Annotated in this window: 14 protein-coding genes; 6 read left to right on the forward strand and 8 right to left on the reverse strand. The window is 30.7% G+C overall.

What is annotated here, in order from left to right:
* Window positions 1-122 precede the first annotated feature (122 nt).
* The 3 genes from ACTB1H_RS06635 (at window position 123) to ACTB1H_RS06645 (ending at window position 2,081) form a co-directional block, all read left to right on the forward strand.
* On the forward strand, window positions 123-1,262 hold the full coding sequence (locus ACTB1H_RS06635; RefSeq protein WP_463262054.1) for an amidase domain-containing protein: 1,140 nt from the start codon (window positions 123-125) through the stop codon (window positions 1,260-1,262).
* Between the two features lie 3 nt (window positions 1,263-1,265).
* On the forward strand, window positions 1,266-1,712 hold the full coding sequence (locus tag ACTB1H_RS06640) for a hypothetical protein (protein WP_463262055.1): 447 nt from the start codon (window positions 1,266-1,268) through the stop codon (window positions 1,710-1,712).
* A 201-nt stretch (window positions 1,713-1,913) separates the two neighbouring features.
* Window positions 1,914-2,081 (forward strand): hypothetical protein, encoded by a 168-nt coding sequence (locus ACTB1H_RS06645; protein ID WP_463262056.1) that lies wholly within the window; start codon window positions 1,914-1,916, stop codon window positions 2,079-2,081.
* 239 nt (window positions 2,082-2,320) lie between these two features.
* Here the strand turns inward: ACTB1H_RS06645 and ACTB1H_RS06650 are convergent, their stop codons facing one another.
* From ACTB1H_RS06650 to yedF, 6 genes are all read right to left on the reverse strand, one after another.
* Complete coding sequence (locus tag ACTB1H_RS06650) at window positions 2,321-3,484, reverse strand: iron-containing alcohol dehydrogenase (RefSeq protein WP_463262057.1); 1,164 nt, start codon at window positions 3,482-3,484, stop codon at window positions 2,321-2,323.
* 13 nt (window positions 3,485-3,497) lie between these two features.
* Entirely contained in the window at window positions 3,498-4,706 is a 1,209-nt protein-coding gene (locus tag ACTB1H_RS06655; protein ID WP_463262058.1) for an EAL and HDOD domain-containing protein, read from the reverse strand.
* A 14-nt stretch (window positions 4,707-4,720) separates the two neighbouring features.
* Window positions 4,721-4,954 carry a DUF951 domain-containing protein gene (locus ACTB1H_RS06660; protein WP_463262067.1) on the reverse strand — a complete coding sequence of 78 codons (234 nt, stop codon included), beginning with the start codon at window positions 4,952-4,954 and terminating at the stop codon, window positions 4,721-4,723.
* Window positions 4,954-5,718: a mechanosensitive ion channel family protein gene (locus ACTB1H_RS06665; protein ID WP_463262059.1), complete on the reverse strand. Its 765-nt coding sequence runs from the start codon at window positions 5,716-5,718 to the stop codon at window positions 4,954-4,956. The genes ACTB1H_RS06660 and ACTB1H_RS06665 overlap by 1 nt, the downstream gene beginning before the upstream one ends.
* Window positions 5,719-5,805: 87 nt before the next feature.
* Window positions 5,806-6,075: a DUF3343 domain-containing protein gene (locus ACTB1H_RS06670; protein WP_463262060.1), complete on the reverse strand. Its 270-nt coding sequence runs from the start codon at window positions 6,073-6,075 to the stop codon at window positions 5,806-5,808.
* Entirely contained in the window at window positions 6,075-6,671 is a 597-nt protein-coding gene (gene yedF, locus ACTB1H_RS06675; RefSeq protein WP_463262061.1) for a sulfurtransferase-like selenium metabolism protein YedF, read from the reverse strand. Before yedF ends, ACTB1H_RS06670 begins: the two co-directional genes overlap by 1 nt.
* Window positions 6,672-6,825: 154 nt before the next feature.
* Between yedF and pdxR the strand changes: the two genes are divergently transcribed.
* A complete protein-coding gene (gene pdxR / locus ACTB1H_RS06680; RefSeq protein ID WP_463262062.1) occupies window positions 6,826-8,277 on the forward strand; it encodes a MocR-like pyridoxine biosynthesis transcription factor PdxR in 1,452 nt (483 codons plus the stop codon).
* Window positions 8,278-8,577: 300 nt separating this feature from the next.
* On the opposite strand, the gene ACTB1H_RS06685 is transcribed toward pdxR, so the two are convergent.
* Window positions 8,578-10,746 carry an SNF2-related protein gene (locus tag ACTB1H_RS06685; protein WP_463262063.1) on the reverse strand — a complete coding sequence of 723 codons (2,169 nt, stop codon included), beginning with the start codon at window positions 10,744-10,746 and terminating at the stop codon, window positions 8,578-8,580.
* Between the two features lie 121 nt (window positions 10,747-10,867).
* Window positions 10,868-11,671 (reverse strand): alpha/beta fold hydrolase, encoded by an 804-nt coding sequence (locus ACTB1H_RS06690; RefSeq protein WP_463262064.1) that lies wholly within the window; start codon window positions 11,669-11,671, stop codon window positions 10,868-10,870.
* Between the two features lie 96 nt (window positions 11,672-11,767).
* On the opposite strand from ACTB1H_RS06690, the gene ACTB1H_RS06695 reads away from it, so the two are divergent.
* The gene (locus ACTB1H_RS06695; protein ID WP_463262065.1) at window positions 11,768-13,501 is read left to right on the forward strand and encodes an ABC transporter ATP-binding protein; all 1,734 of its coding nucleotides are present in this window, start codon (window positions 11,768-11,770) and stop codon (window positions 13,499-13,501) included.
* Window positions 13,491-14,540 (forward strand): ABC transporter permease (locus tag ACTB1H_RS06700; RefSeq protein WP_463262066.1); only part of this gene is annotated, 1,050 nt, incomplete at its 3' end. The genes ACTB1H_RS06695 and ACTB1H_RS06700, both read left to right, overlap by 11 nt.

The following is a 14,540-nucleotide window of genomic DNA, read 5'->3' on the forward strand; positions in this document are numbered from 1 at the left end:
AACAGAAAAAGGGGGTCATTGTTTTTTTAATAAAAACTCTGTAAACCTTGATAATATAAGGTTTTAAATAAAAAAGAGGTATGTCTTATTGACACTACCTTATGAAAAGAGGAGATAAAAAAATGAGAAAAAATATTACGTTGGGGGTCATGGTTACTCTATTGCTAGGAATCCTTGCTTTTGCTGCTCCTATTGAATCTAACGCTAATGAAGCGCTTACTAATTCTGAAAGTAATCTAAAGAAAGTTATCCAAACCTACTTTGATAAAGAAAAAGTGAAATATACTATAGAAGAGGATATGAATACTTTAAATTTTGATGAAGTAATTAATCCTAAAAATAAAGAACTTAAAGATTATCTTGTCAAAAAGAATATACTTATGCAAAATCGTCGAAAAGCTAATGGTAACAAAATTAAAATTATAGACAGAAAATTAACATATAACGACATAGAGTATATCGACAATAAAGTTATTGCTAAATTAAATGTAACTGATGTACTTCAATATAATAATCTAACTGATCCTACATTTATAAGTACAAATTATGTAATAACGCTTGAAATAATAAAAGATAACAAGTACGTTATTAATAATATCATAAGTGATGATAGTATTGATTTATATATTAAAGATAAAGTAGATATTGATGTAGCAATAGAAAATGATTTAAGAGAAATTCAAAAAGAAAAAAAAATAAATAATATTTATAGTAAAGACTTATCTAATTGTAGAGTTTCAGAAGATATATCTATTTCATCTATAAACGCATCTCTTAATCGAACGAATATGTTTAATTATGCTCAAGCAAATTGGAATAAAAGGCCTTCTAATTGGGGTAATTTTAATGGTATGGTAGGAGATTGTACTAATTTTATTTCTCAAATAATTTATGCTGGTGGAGCACCAATGGATAATACTGGTACCTACCAGTGGTATTATTATGGTTACTCTAACAGAGCTACTTCTTGGACCTCAGTAAATTCTTTGTACGAGTATCTTATTGGGAATACAGGGATTGGGCCACAAGGGTATCATGCGAGTACTAACGATATGTTATATAATATGAGTCGTGGTGATATCATTCAGATAGATTTTGATTTTGATGGTAGTTATAATCATTCAACAAGTATAGTAAATTATCAAATAGGCGCACTTAACAATACTACTATAGCTGCACATACTAGTGATGCTTTTAATAGACCTATCTCTGATTATCCTGGGACTAAAAGATGGATTGTCTTAACAGGTTACGGGAGATAAATTATGAGATTGAAAAACAGGATACTTTTAATATTTTTAATTCTTGTATTGATATTTTTTGCGGTATTTAACAATCGGGAAAATATTTCAGAAGACCAGATAGAAAAAATTACATTGGAGTATTTAGAATCGCTTAAATATCATGATATAGAAAAGCATAATAATTTAGTTGGTGAGAAGCTTAAAATTGATGTAGAAAAAGATGATCCCAAATATCAAACTTATTATGCTAAAATCATTGATAGTCGGTTAGAAGAAATAGATTTTTCTAATAAAAAGAGTGAAAATGATTTATTAATTGTACCAGTTACTTATATATTGGAGTTTAGTGAAGATTTTATTTCAATAGGTACACTTGAGCCGGGTATTAATAGAATTACAGAATTATTTACTTTTGAAAAAGATGCTGATAATAATATTAGGATAGTAAACCGAGAATTATTTTATTAAATTTAGATTTGTATAAAGAGTAGCCTAAAAGGGTTGCTCTTTTTTAGGTTCTCTTACAGAAATATTAATAGAATGGAAATCACCAATTAATTGTAAACAGGTAAAGTATATGATACTATCAAGTAAATAAGTACTATTTGATAAATATATGCATTTTCTATATTTATCTCAAAAATAATATGAATATTTTGGGAGAGTGTCATGAAAGAAATAGTTAGACCCAGTTTAGAGGATTTAGATTGTTTTTTGAAAGCATTGAGAATATATTTTCCAGAAGATAACATAGATCGAGAAATATGGAAGGAATTATTTATGGTTATAATGTTTTTAAAATATACACTTATGAAGATATGGTTGAAAGTGGATTAATAGATGAACTTAACTTAGTGAATAATGAAAAGTAAAAAACACAACTTGTGTTGCTGACTCAAAATAATATAACTTAAGTATGCCATTGTACAGAGGATTCCAATTTGCCCAATGATCGGCTATTTCCACAATATATGTCTTCAAAACCTATATTACAATGTAAAAAAACCGAAACTACACATACTTTATTCTGTGTAGGTTTCGGTTTTTTCTGTATCTATTATTTAAATATGACCATGTTATAAAGCTAATTCGTAGATCTTAATTATATCATCTACATCCAATTTTTTTAGTCCACCTAATTTACCTTTTATTACAGCTTTCTGAGCCATTTCTTCTATTCTATCACTTGGAAGATTTGCTTCTTTAAAGCTTGTTGGTAGTCCTACTTCCTTTAAGAAATCCTCATAAGCTTTTATTCCTTCAAGTGCAACTATATCTTTGGACTTACCTGCATCAGATATGTCGAATACATTTACGGCAAATTTATTGAATCTATCTAAATTATCTTTGTATACGTATTTCATCCATGCAGGGAATATTATGCTCAATGTAACCCCATGAGTAGTTCCATATAAGGCACTTAGTTGATGTCCTATATTGTGGCTTGACCAATCTTCTTCTCTACCAACTCCAAGTATACCATTGTGAGCGATTGTACCAGCTAGCATGATTTCTGCTCTAGCATTGTAGTCATCTAGGTTTTCATTGAGTATCCTCGCATTTTTAATTACACTTTTCATGGTTGCTTCACATAAATGGTCAGTCAAGTCAACATTTGGTGTGTTTGTAAAATATCTTTCTAAGATATGAGATAATATGTCTGATATCCCTGCAAATGTCAAATCCCTTGGCAATGTCAAAGTATATGTTGGGTCCATTATTGCAAAAGTAGGTCTAATCAAATCATCATTTACAGAAAGCTTTAAGCCCTCTTCTTCATTTGTAATTACGCTTCCCATACTCGCTTCGCTACCAGTAGCTGGATAAGTGAGTACCACGCCTACCGGTAATGCTCTTTCAGGTCTTATTTTTCCTAAATAAAAATCCCATACATCTTCATCAGTTACAGCACCTAAAGCAATGGCTTTTGCGGAGTCAATAGCACTTCCTCCGCCAACAGCAAGTATTAAATCAATGCCTTCTTTTTTAGCTAATTCAATGCCCTCTCTAACTAAACTCAACCTTGGATTTGGCTTTACTCCTCCAAGTTCATATATTTCTACATCTGCTTTTTTAAGCTCATTTATGACTTCATCGTAAAGTCCACTTCTTTTAATACTGCCTCCACCATAGTGAATGAGTACTTTTTTATAGTTTCCTTTTACAAGTTTAGATAATTTATTGATTGTTCCTTTCCCAAATTTAATTTTGGTAGGAAGATAAATACTAAAATTGTTCATAAAACACTCCTCCTTATACTATTTTCATCATTCTATTTGCCCATTCTATTGATTCGATATAAAGTTCAGTTAAAATATCATCTTCTAGACCTAAATTTTCTGCAATAAAAGAAGTTTTGTCAAATTCCCCTTTTTCATAAGATAAATATAGTTCTTTTATTGGCGCTAAAATACCTTCATCCTTTAGCAAAGCATCTTTTACAATTTCATCTAGTTTTAAATCTTTAAGCGCTTCATCTAATGGCATATTTAATATTGCATCTAAAGCATTAAACAGCCCTACTATCGATGCTTGATAACATAAATTTTCGTATTTAGGCAAATTTAAAGCAATTCTTTCTGCAAAACTTGCTCGAATTAGAGAGATTTTAACTAGCTCTCTCGGGCAGTTTTTCCCGAGTGTTTGAACCAGCACAATATTTATCCATCTCTCAATTCCCTTTAAACCCATATACGTAAGAGATTTCTTTATGCTTTCTTTGTTTATTTCAATATTTCTTAAGCTCATCATCCTCATAAGCCGATATGATAAATTCACGTCTTTAATGATTATATCTGCCAATATGTCAAATGATGGCTCTTCTTTGTTTAATTCTGCAATGACAGATGTGTATTGAATTGGACGCACTTTGTCATTAGATGAACTTGTTATTTTGGGTTTTTCAAAAAAATACCCTTGAAATAGTGTAAATCCTATTCTTTTAGCCATTTCAAATTCTTCTTTAGTCTCAACTTTCTCTGCTAAAATGGTTTTCCCTTTTCTTTGTGCTATCTGTGAATCAATGATTATTTTTTTTATATCTGTATTTAAAAAATCGTATTTTATTATGTCGCAAACATCTACTAAGGCATAGTCCTCACTCGAATGGTAAAAATCATCTAAAGCTATTGTGTAGCCTTTCTCTTTTAGTTCAAACAACCTATTGACAAGTTCATCATCTATTTTTACATTTTCCAAAACTTCTATTACTAGTTTATCCGGTGAAATTATTTCAAATACATCTGATTTAAGTAAGTTTTCATCAAAATTTATGAAAGCTTTCTTGTTTTCAGTTATTTTTTCTGCACCAGATTCAAACAAGCTTAACACAACTCCAGCAGTCGCACTTAAGCTAGAAACTTCATTGTTAAATGAATTTATCTTCTCATCATCTCTGTATAACAGCTCATAAGCAAAAATGTTTTGTCTTCTGTCAAGAATAGGCTGTCTTGCTACCAACATATGATACACCTTCTCTAATTGTTATCTTCTTCTTCTTGTTTATAATGAACTATGCTGACCCATTTATCGCCATCTAAAATCTTTCTAACTCTTTTTTCAAACTCTATCCTTGTAAGCCAAACCTGCCTATTGCACCCTGTGCATAATAGCTTGATATCCACTCCAGTACGGAGTATCTCCCAGTTGTTTTCTCCACATGGGTGACCTTTTTTTAAAGTAACATGATCTCCAACCTCATATTTTAAAATCATGATTTTTCTCCTCCAATAATGACTATTTTCTGATATGGTATCTCGATGTCCTCTTTTTCAAATTCTTCTTTTATTCTCTTTCTAAGATTCCTTTCAATTGCCCATTGTTCCATTGGAAGAGTCTTTGCGACGATTGTAACTTCTATACCAGAACTGCCCAGTTGAGTAACTCCTAATACATTGGGCCCATCGATTATTTTATCATTTTGTTTGAATTCTTCTGCAATTCTATTTAATACATCTATTACATGATCTAAATCTTCCTCATATGCCACTGATACCTTTATCAGTGCTCTCATTCCACCCCTAGTTTTGTTGGTTACTTCAGTTATCGAGCCATTAGGAATAATGTGAAGTTCTCCAGAAAAGTCCCTGATTTTAGTAATTCTAATTCCAAGTTCTTCTACAATTCCCTCTTTTGAGCCTATTTGTACATAATCTCCTACTGAATATTGATTTTCGACCAATATAAAGAAACCTGTTATCATATCCTTAACTAAAGATTGTGCACCAAAAGTTAAAGCAAAACCACCAATACCAAGCGTTGTAATAAGCGTTGCAGTATTTACCCCAAACAAGTCTAAAACTATAATTATCGCAAAGAAAAAGAGTAGATATTTTATTGTTTTTTTGATGGTTTCAATCATTGTTCTTATTCTATTTGTAGCTTCATTTGTTGTAATAGTTTTCCTATTTAATATTGTTCTGTCAATAATTTTATTGATTACCTTTGTTATTATATAAACCGAAATAAATATCAATAGAGAAATAGCCAGTTTACCTAGGAAGTTTATATTCCCCAAATCATCTTTAAAAAAAGTATTTATAATCGAAATAAAAAACACCTCCTAGATAATTTTTTTAAGAAATCTTTCATTGTTTAATATCGAAATTTCGTATAAATTTTTAAAGTCTAATTTTTTTTCATTGTATAAATAGATTATTTTATCTTTATCTAAAATATTAGCTCTTATAGCAAGTCCACAACTAAGAGTTATATCCCTTGGAGTTGGAATTGTCTTTATTGATAGTTCATTTTCCTTTAGTACATCTTCAGCTCTCATTGCATGATGAGTAGAATCAAAAGTCAATATCAAAAATGTATTATCTCTTTCCATTATCCAATCGTCACCACATTAGTTGAATTTCTAATTTTTTCATAAATAGTATACATATTTGATATATTCCCTACGCTTAATTTATCTTTTAAATTGAAATAGTCAAGGCATGTCCCACATGAAATTATCTCAACTCCTGCTTCTTCTAATGCCTTTAGATCATCTAAAACTTCACTACCTTCAACTGTAAGTTTTACACCACTGTTGAAAAACACCATAGTGTTCGGATATGGTTTAGTTTCTCTAACAGTATAAATAAAACTCTTAATCAATATTTTGGCAAGTTTGTCATCTCCCCTGCCCATATGTTCTGATTGTATAGCTATTACAAAGTTTTCATCAACTTCAACCATTTTCTTTGTTGTATTTTCAGCTTCAATTGATTTCTTCTCAATTGTTACTGTAAAAAGACCACCCTCAAGTGATTCTACTTCGTAATTAGCGTTGATACTTGTTGCAAGCTTTATCAGGTTTTCTCTTGCTACTTCGTTATCAACTGTAGTTTTTACTTTACCTTCTTCTATTTTATCTAATTCGTTTTTAGTTAATATTACTGGTTTTGGACATTCTAATCCTCTTGCATCAATCTCTTTCATTCTATCTCTCCTTTCATTGTCTTTTTATACCCTATAAGCATATATTATATACATATATAATATATTATATTGATAAAAAATAAAGATGTTAACTAATTTTGCAAAAGTTTATATTAATGATATAATAAGTGTATCCATACAATGAGGTGAAATTATGAATATAGATTTCAAATTAGATAAAAATTCAAATATTCCGTTGTATATTCAGCTTTATGAAAATTTAAAAATGGCAATAGATAAATTTCCCGATGGTGAAAAGCTTCCATCTATTAGATCTCTTTCAAAAGCATTGGAAGTTAACAATGTAACGGTCATTAACGCATATAAGATGCTTGAGCAAGAGGGTTTAGTCTACACAGTAGAAGGAAGTGGAACATATGTGAGAAAACCATTAAAAAATTACGCATCGCTTGATTTGGAAGAAGGAGATTTTGAGCTGATGCTTTCTGGTATATTCCCACACTCTAAGCCAAATATAGATTTTGCTAGCGTCACTCCATCGCCTGATCTTTTCCCAATTAGAGATTTTAAAGAATCATTGATTGAAATTCTTGACAGAGATGGAGGAAATGCTTTTTCCTATCCTGAAATTAGGGGTTATGAACCTCTCAGAGAATCTATATCTAAATTTTTATCAGATAATTACTTGATTAATGTATCAGAAGATGGAATATTGATTACTTCAGGAGGACAGCAAGGTCTTGATATAGTATCTAAGACTCTTATCGAGCCATTAGATGTTGTATTTGTTGAAAATCCAACTTATCCAGGGGCATATCAAGCTTTTAAATCCAGAGGAGCAAAGATTGTTGGAATCCCCATAGAAAAAGATGGAATAAATATAGAGATTTTGAAATCATATTTAAAGAGATACTCTCCAAAATTTATATATACTATGCCAAATTTTCAAAATCCTACAACAGTTTGTTACATCGAAGAAAAGAAAAGAGAGCTATTAAGACTTGCAATCGAGCACAACTTCTATATAGTTGAAGATGATTTCTTGACTGATCTAACTTTCAATAATTCTACTCTTTATCCAATTAAATCTTACGATAGAAGCGATAGGGTAATCTTTATTAAAAGTTTTTCAAAGATATTCATGCCTGGAATTAGAGTAGGTTTTTTAACTGTGCCAGAAGAAATATTTAAAGATGTCTACAAAGCAAAGCACTCTACTGATATATCTTCTTCTGGATATCTGCAAAGAGCATTCGATTTGTATTTGAGAAAAGGATATTGGAAAAACTATATTGAAAATATTAAAGAAAGTTATAAGAAAAAATATGATCTATTTACAAATGAATTAGATAAATTAACTTATCTTGGGGTTAGTTATGCTAAACCTTGTGGTGGTTTAAGCATATGGGTAAATCTAAATGAAAATATCTCCCAAACTAAAGTGTATGAAGACTGTTTAAAACTAGGTTTAGCCACTGTTCCGGGAAATGTATTTTCAATAGATATAAACTCAAATATAAATGCATTGAGATTAAGTTTTAGTGCTCCTGAGTTAGAGGAAATTCCTTTAGGATTTTCTATATTAAAAAATGTATTAAACAATATAAAAAATGGAGACAAAAAAACATATATGCCTTTTGTTTAAAACATAATTATTAATTATTATTGTTTATATTTTGCTAGATAATAAATTAATTATGTAGCCTTGTAAAATCTCAAATAAAAATAAATAATAATTTAATTGCGTAGCGATTCGATCAGCTTGCACAGTAGGTCTGATAAAAAATATTGCCGTTAAATATTATCCATTGATAATATTAAAGCACGAAAAAATAAATATTATATTATTTGTTCAAAAAAATTCATTAAAATTCTGTTGTATACTAATCAAGCTGAATACATCGCTACGTTCTTCTAGATTAAATACATTTTATTACATTAAATGCTAATCTTCATCATAACCAGCTTTAATATGTCTCCCTCGTTTGTTGTTAATTCTATCAATTTCTTCCTTGATTATATTCCCAAATGTATTTTCATCTATTTCCATACTTTCTGCAGCTAAAGATTTGTCAGCAAACGCTTTAAAAATCTGCTGTTTTTTCTCTAACAATAAAGTTATCTTTTCATCAACACTTCCTTCGCAAAGCAGACGATACACAAGCACATTTCTAGTCTGTCCCATTCTATATGCACGAGAAATAGCCTGATTTTCAGTTGATGGTTTAAACTGTGGTTCACAAATTATAACAACGCTAGCAGCTTGAATATTTAAACCTGTTCCCCCTGATTGAATTTGAGAAACCAAAACAGTACCTGGAGGTGCTTTTTCGAATTCATCAATTATTTCCTGTCGTCTTTGTGGTGTAACTGAACCATTTATAGGGTTTAAACACCTATTGCCAAGCAAAGTTGTTACAGCCCGAATCGTATTTAAAAAGAAAGAGAATACAATTACCTTTCTGCCTTCTGCCTCAGCCTCATCAATAATTTCAAGCATACGTTTAGCCTTGGAAGATTCATTAAGATCTTTGACATTCCATGATACCCGTCTTGCTTCAGAATAATTTTTGCTCAATACAGCCTCTTCATACACATTTTCTTCATATTTTGTCATTGTGCACCATTCTTTAGTTTCGATGAGTTCAGGAAGTTCCGTAAGAACATCTTCTCTTTTACGACGATAATAAACTGGAGCAATCTTCAATCTGAATTGTGGAGCAGAAGATAGAGACTCCATTCCACGTACTGAAGATGCAATAGAAGGATTAAGAATACTTATAAGGTGTGTCATTTCTTCAACCTTATTTTCCAATGCAGTACCCGTCATAAATAAAAGTCGTTCTGCGTGGGTGCTTATATTTATAACGTTCATGCTTCGCCTTGCATTTGGATTTTTTATATAGTGGGCCTCATCTACAACAAGCATAGAGAATTTGAAATCCTCCTCTAATTTAAAATGTCCAGTAGTTTCATATGTCGTAACAGCAACACCACCGTTCTTTTTCCAATGTTCAAACGCAAGCGTTCTCCCTTGCCCATGTATTTTTGAAACTGTAAGTAGACTCATCTTTTGAATTTCGCGGCACCAATTAGTTAAAACACTTGCTGGGCAAACTACAGCAAAATGTGTTGCTCCTGTGTTTCTCAGAGATACCATAGCAGCAATTGCTTGTATAGTTTTACCTAACCCCATCTCATCGCCAAGTAATACGCGTTCTTGCCGAAGGATAAATTTTACACCCCACTCTTGGTACCTACGCAACTCACATAATAAACCTTCTGGAAAATAATCCTGCCTTTCTATTTCTCTTGCAAGATCTTCCGGAAGCCCATACACAGTGTCATCATTTCCTAAAATTCCAGGATTTATTTTCTCGAGAATATTAAAGAATTTAATAGAGTTATCAGAAAAATCCTGCCAAGCTTGTTCGTTGGTAATTAGACTTATTTCTCTTAAAGCTTCAATATTTTCATCCATAGCGTCTCTGTATTGTCCATTCAACATTTCTTTTAACATTAAATAAGCTTCTTCTGCCTTTTGTTTTTTCCCTTTGGGCGTAAAAAACCACCGTATTGCACTTGTTGCAGGTGCAAGGTCTTCAATTCCGAACTCTATTTTTTTATGATTTGCTTCGTATAGTTTCTTGCATTCCTTTAAAATCGGAAGACTTCTGTTATATTTTGATATAGCAACTACAAGACTGGTAGAATGTGAAGTTTTATTATCTTCACTTAAACGAATTTTTACACTTTGCCGAGCTTTAGAAACAATATCATCTACAATCCGTTTAATTGAATAAGCAGTATCCTCACTAATACCATTAACTGAAGCAATAGTGTACACGGAGGCAGTTGAAATGTCAGCTATCGTTTTAAAACCATGATCCCGAAGAGCCTTCACACGAATACCTTTCTTATCCCTATTGATTTCATCGATAGGAACTTCTTTAAGTAATTTCAAAACCTCTTTTGTAATCATTTTCTCGGATTCTTTATTTATTTCATCTCGAAAAGCAGTCGCTGACCTAACTTCATATGCTAATTCGTTTAACAATGCACGGTGATTGTTAATGATTCGTTTTGCGTCTCTTCTGTCCATTGACTTATCCACAATTTAATTTCTCCTTCCAAAATAAAATTATATTATAAAATTACTAATAAATTTAGCATCTCTGAAAAGTATGTACATATCTCAAGACCTATTTGTAATACGAAGTCATCTCTTTTATTATCTAGTTAGCCGCTATATATTTCTTTATTAATTCCGATAATTCTCTTGGCTTTTCTAGCATTATCAAATGATTTGCATCTTCTATTTCGCCAAATGAAGATTTATTAAATGAGTTACTAAAATTCTTTTGAGCTTCTCTAGTGTAAAAAGAAGATTTTTCTCCTCTTATTACACAGACACCCTTTTTTATATTTTTTAAATCATTTAAATAATCGCTAAGTACTAAAGACTTCCAAAGAGAGCTCATGATTTTATTTGGTATTTTTTTCATTTTTTGAAGTGCAATCTCTTTTTCTCTTTTTTTATTTAAAAAAAGCTTATCTGTAAATAAGGAAAGAAAGCTCTCCCACTCATTTTCTATCAAATATAAGTCTCTATCTAAATCTTTTATTGTATAAGTGCCTTTAAATAACCCATCTTTATAGTTCTCATCATTTAGCATTTTAGGAGAAGACTCTATAAAAATACAATCATCTATAATTTCATCTTTGTAGTTTTTAAGGTATTCTAATATGACACTTCCTCCCATTGAATGTCCTATAACTATTACCTTTTCATCTATCCATTTGAGTACCTCGCATAAATCATCTGCAAGTATTTTAATATCTAGGGGCTCGTCATAATTAAAGCAGCCAAATCCCCTTTGATCGTAAGATATAATCTTAAAATCATCTTTAAGTAGCCTTTTTAAAATCCTAAAGTCATCGCTGCTACCTAAAAATCCATGTAAGCATAATAAAGTTTTCCCTTTTCCTTCAATATCTAAATTTATATTGTGATTATCTTTAGTTTTAATGGGATACATAACTTACTCCTTAAATTTATTTCGAAAATCAAAGCTTTTATTTTTTTAAAAAAAGTACTAATATATATATTATATCGTATATGAAGGTGATCTAGATTGAATTATATATTTAAATACGCAAAAAAATATAAAAAAGATTTCACTCTAGCAATATTATTTTTGTTGTTGGAAACATTCGTAGACTTGATACTGCCTACTATAATGAGTTTTATCATTGACAATGGAGTAAAAAACAACGATTTAGACTATGTATTGAAATACTCGCTTTATATGCTTATAATCACGCTTTTGGGTACTAGCTTTGCAGTAGTTAGAAACATAAAATCTTCTATAGTATCTCAAAGTATAGGTAAAGACTTAAGAGAAGACTTATACATAAAAATAAACAAATTAAGTGCTAGTAAGATAACAGAAATTTCTGAAGCATCACTTATTACGAGACTAACAAACGATGTAAACCAGATTCAAAACTTCGCTCATGGTCTTATGAGGATCTTCGTCAAAGCTCCACTTTTGGGAATAGGCTCTATAATCATGGCTTTATTGTTGGATAGAACTATCGGATTGATTAGTATATTGATAGTGCCTATTGTTATATTCACCATAATAATAAATTTAAAACTATCTTATCCTATTTTTATAAGAATTCAAAAATCCTTAGACAAAGTAAATTCTAGATTGAAAGAATATCTCTCAGGGATAAGAGTTGTTAAAGCATTTAACCGATATGACTATGAGAAAAAAAGATTTGATAAAGTAAATGAAGATCTTAAAAAAGTTTCAATCAGCGGGATGAGAAGATTAGCTATATTTAGCCCACTTGTCACACTTTTAGTAAATTTGGGTATTGTGGTGATTCTTTGGGTAGGCTCTGATTTAGTTGTAAATGCTGATTTTGAAGTTGGTAAAATCGTTGCAGTGTTAAACTATATGACACAACTTTTATTCAGTTTAGTCATGTCCACTAGAATAATCAACATGTACATTCGCTCCAAAGCTTCATCAGAGAGATTAGACGAGGTATTTAATGCTGAAGAAACATTGAACAGTCCGGATAACCCACTTGAAATCAACAAAAATGATACTGTACTTGAGTTTAAAAACGTATATTTTAAATATTTTGACACGACAAATTATGTGCTAGAAAACATCAATTTTAAAGTAGAGCCAAATACTACACTTGCAATAATCGGCACAACAGGATCTGGAAAATCTACATTAGTTAATCTTATTTTGAGATTTTTTGATCCAAATAGTGGGGAAATTAAATTTTACGGTAAAAATATCAAAGACTTAGATTTAAAAAAATACCGAGAAAAAATAGCTGTTGTTCCTCAGAAAAATTTGCTTTTTACAGGAACAATATTAGAAAATCTTCGTTGGGGAAATAAAAATGCTACTTATGAAGATATAATTAAATGTTCTAAAATAGCTATGGCTGATGAATTTATACAGACATTTAAAGATGGATATAACACCTATTTAGGCCAAGGTGGTGTAAATCTTTCAGGAGGCCAAAAACAAAGGTTATCCATAGCAAGAGCTTTAGTGAAAAATCCTGAGCTGTTAATATTAGATGATGCGACATCTAGTGTCGATTTAATCACAGAAAGAAAAATTAAAGAAGGTTTAAAAAGAAATCTGTCAACTACAACTATTTTAATTGCCCAGAGAATAACATCTGTAATGGATGCTGAAAACATAATAGTCTTAGACGATGGCAAAATAGAAGCTATCGGAACTCATGATTTTCTATTGAATAATTCTAGTATTTATAAATCTATATATATCTCCCAATTGGGAGAGGAGGTGTCAAACTTTGGAGCGTAATAATAAAAAAATCACTGGCATTCATGCTCCTCATTCAATGATCCCGCTTGAAAAACCAAAGGATAGCACTTCAACTCTTAGAAGGTTATTCTCCTATTTTGGAGAAGAAAAAAGCAAAATAGTATTTGCTTTTATTTTGGTAATATTATATACGTTTTTAACTCTTCTTGTCCCTTATTATACAGGGAAAATTGTTGATGCTCTCGCATTGCCAAAAGGCAATGTAGACCTCTATTATGTAAGAACCATGATAATTTATATATTTCTCTTTTACTTTTTTAGCTCTATATTTATGTATATGCAGGAATTTATAATTGCAGGTGTTTCACAAAGAGTTGTATATAACATAAGAAAGGACATATTCAATAAATTTCAAAAAATGCCTGTTATATTCTTTGATAAAACAACGCATGGAGAGCTGATGAGCAGAGTTACCAATGACATAGACAATATAAACAACACCATATCCCAGACAATGATACAATTTATGCATACCCTCATTAGCACTTTAGGTACTGTGTTTATAATGTTCTATATAAATAGAATCATGGCTATAATCACATTGTCAACTGTCCCAATAGTTTTATTAGTAACTAGAACCATAGCAAAGAATACAAGAAAGTATTTTAAAACTCAACAGCAATTTTTAGGTGATCTTAATGGTCATATAGAAGAGTCAATAAGTGGGATAGATGTAGTAAGAATGTTTAACAAAGAAGAAGACATGATTAATAATTTCAAAAAATATAATGATGAGCTCAAAGAAGCCGGTATCAAGGCTCAAATCTGGTCTGGGTTTATAATGCCCATAATGAATGCAATAGGAAATTTGACTTTCGTAATCATAGTATTATCAGGTTCATTGTTGACATTAAACGGCATCATAACCATAGGAGTAGTAACTAGTTTCATTTTTTATTCTAAGCAGTTTCAAAGGCCTATCAATGAATTAGCTTCAACATTTAATCAACTCCAATCTGGAATAGCTGGAGCAGAAAGGGTTTTCGACATATTAGATGAAGCTAATGAAAGAGAAGAT

Source organism: Soehngenia sp., from assembly GCF_055108775.1.

Coding starts and splice junctions, on each gene's coding strand:
- ACTB1H_RS06635 (WP_463262054.1), top strand. CDS start 123: ATGAGAAAAAATATTACGTTGGGGGTCATGGTTACTCTATTGCTAGGA.
- ACTB1H_RS06640 (WP_463262055.1), top strand. CDS start 1,266: ATGAGATTGAAAAACAGGATACTTTTAATATTTTTAATTCTTGTATTG.
- ACTB1H_RS06645 (WP_463262056.1), top strand. CDS start 1,914: ATGAAAGAAATAGTTAGACCCAGTTTAGAGGATTTAGATTGTTTTTTG.
- ACTB1H_RS06650 (WP_463262057.1), bottom strand. CDS start 3,484: ATGAACAATTTTAGTATTTATCTTCCTACCAAAATTAAATTTGGGAAA.
- ACTB1H_RS06655 (WP_463262058.1), bottom strand. CDS start 4,706: ATGTTGGTAGCAAGACAGCCTATTCTTGACAGAAGACAAAACATTTTT.
- ACTB1H_RS06670 (WP_463262060.1), bottom strand. CDS start 6,075: ATGGAAAGAGATAATACATTTTTGATATTGACTTTTGATTCTACTCAT.
- yedF (WP_463262061.1), bottom strand. CDS start 6,671: ATGAAAGAGATTGATGCAAGAGGATTAGAATGTCCAAAACCAGTAATA.
- pdxR (WP_463262062.1), top strand. CDS start 6,826: ATGAATATAGATTTCAAATTAGATAAAAATTCAAATATTCCGTTGTAT.
- ACTB1H_RS06690 (WP_463262064.1), bottom strand. CDS start 11,671: ATGTATCCCATTAAAACTAAAGATAATCACAATATAAATTTAGATATT.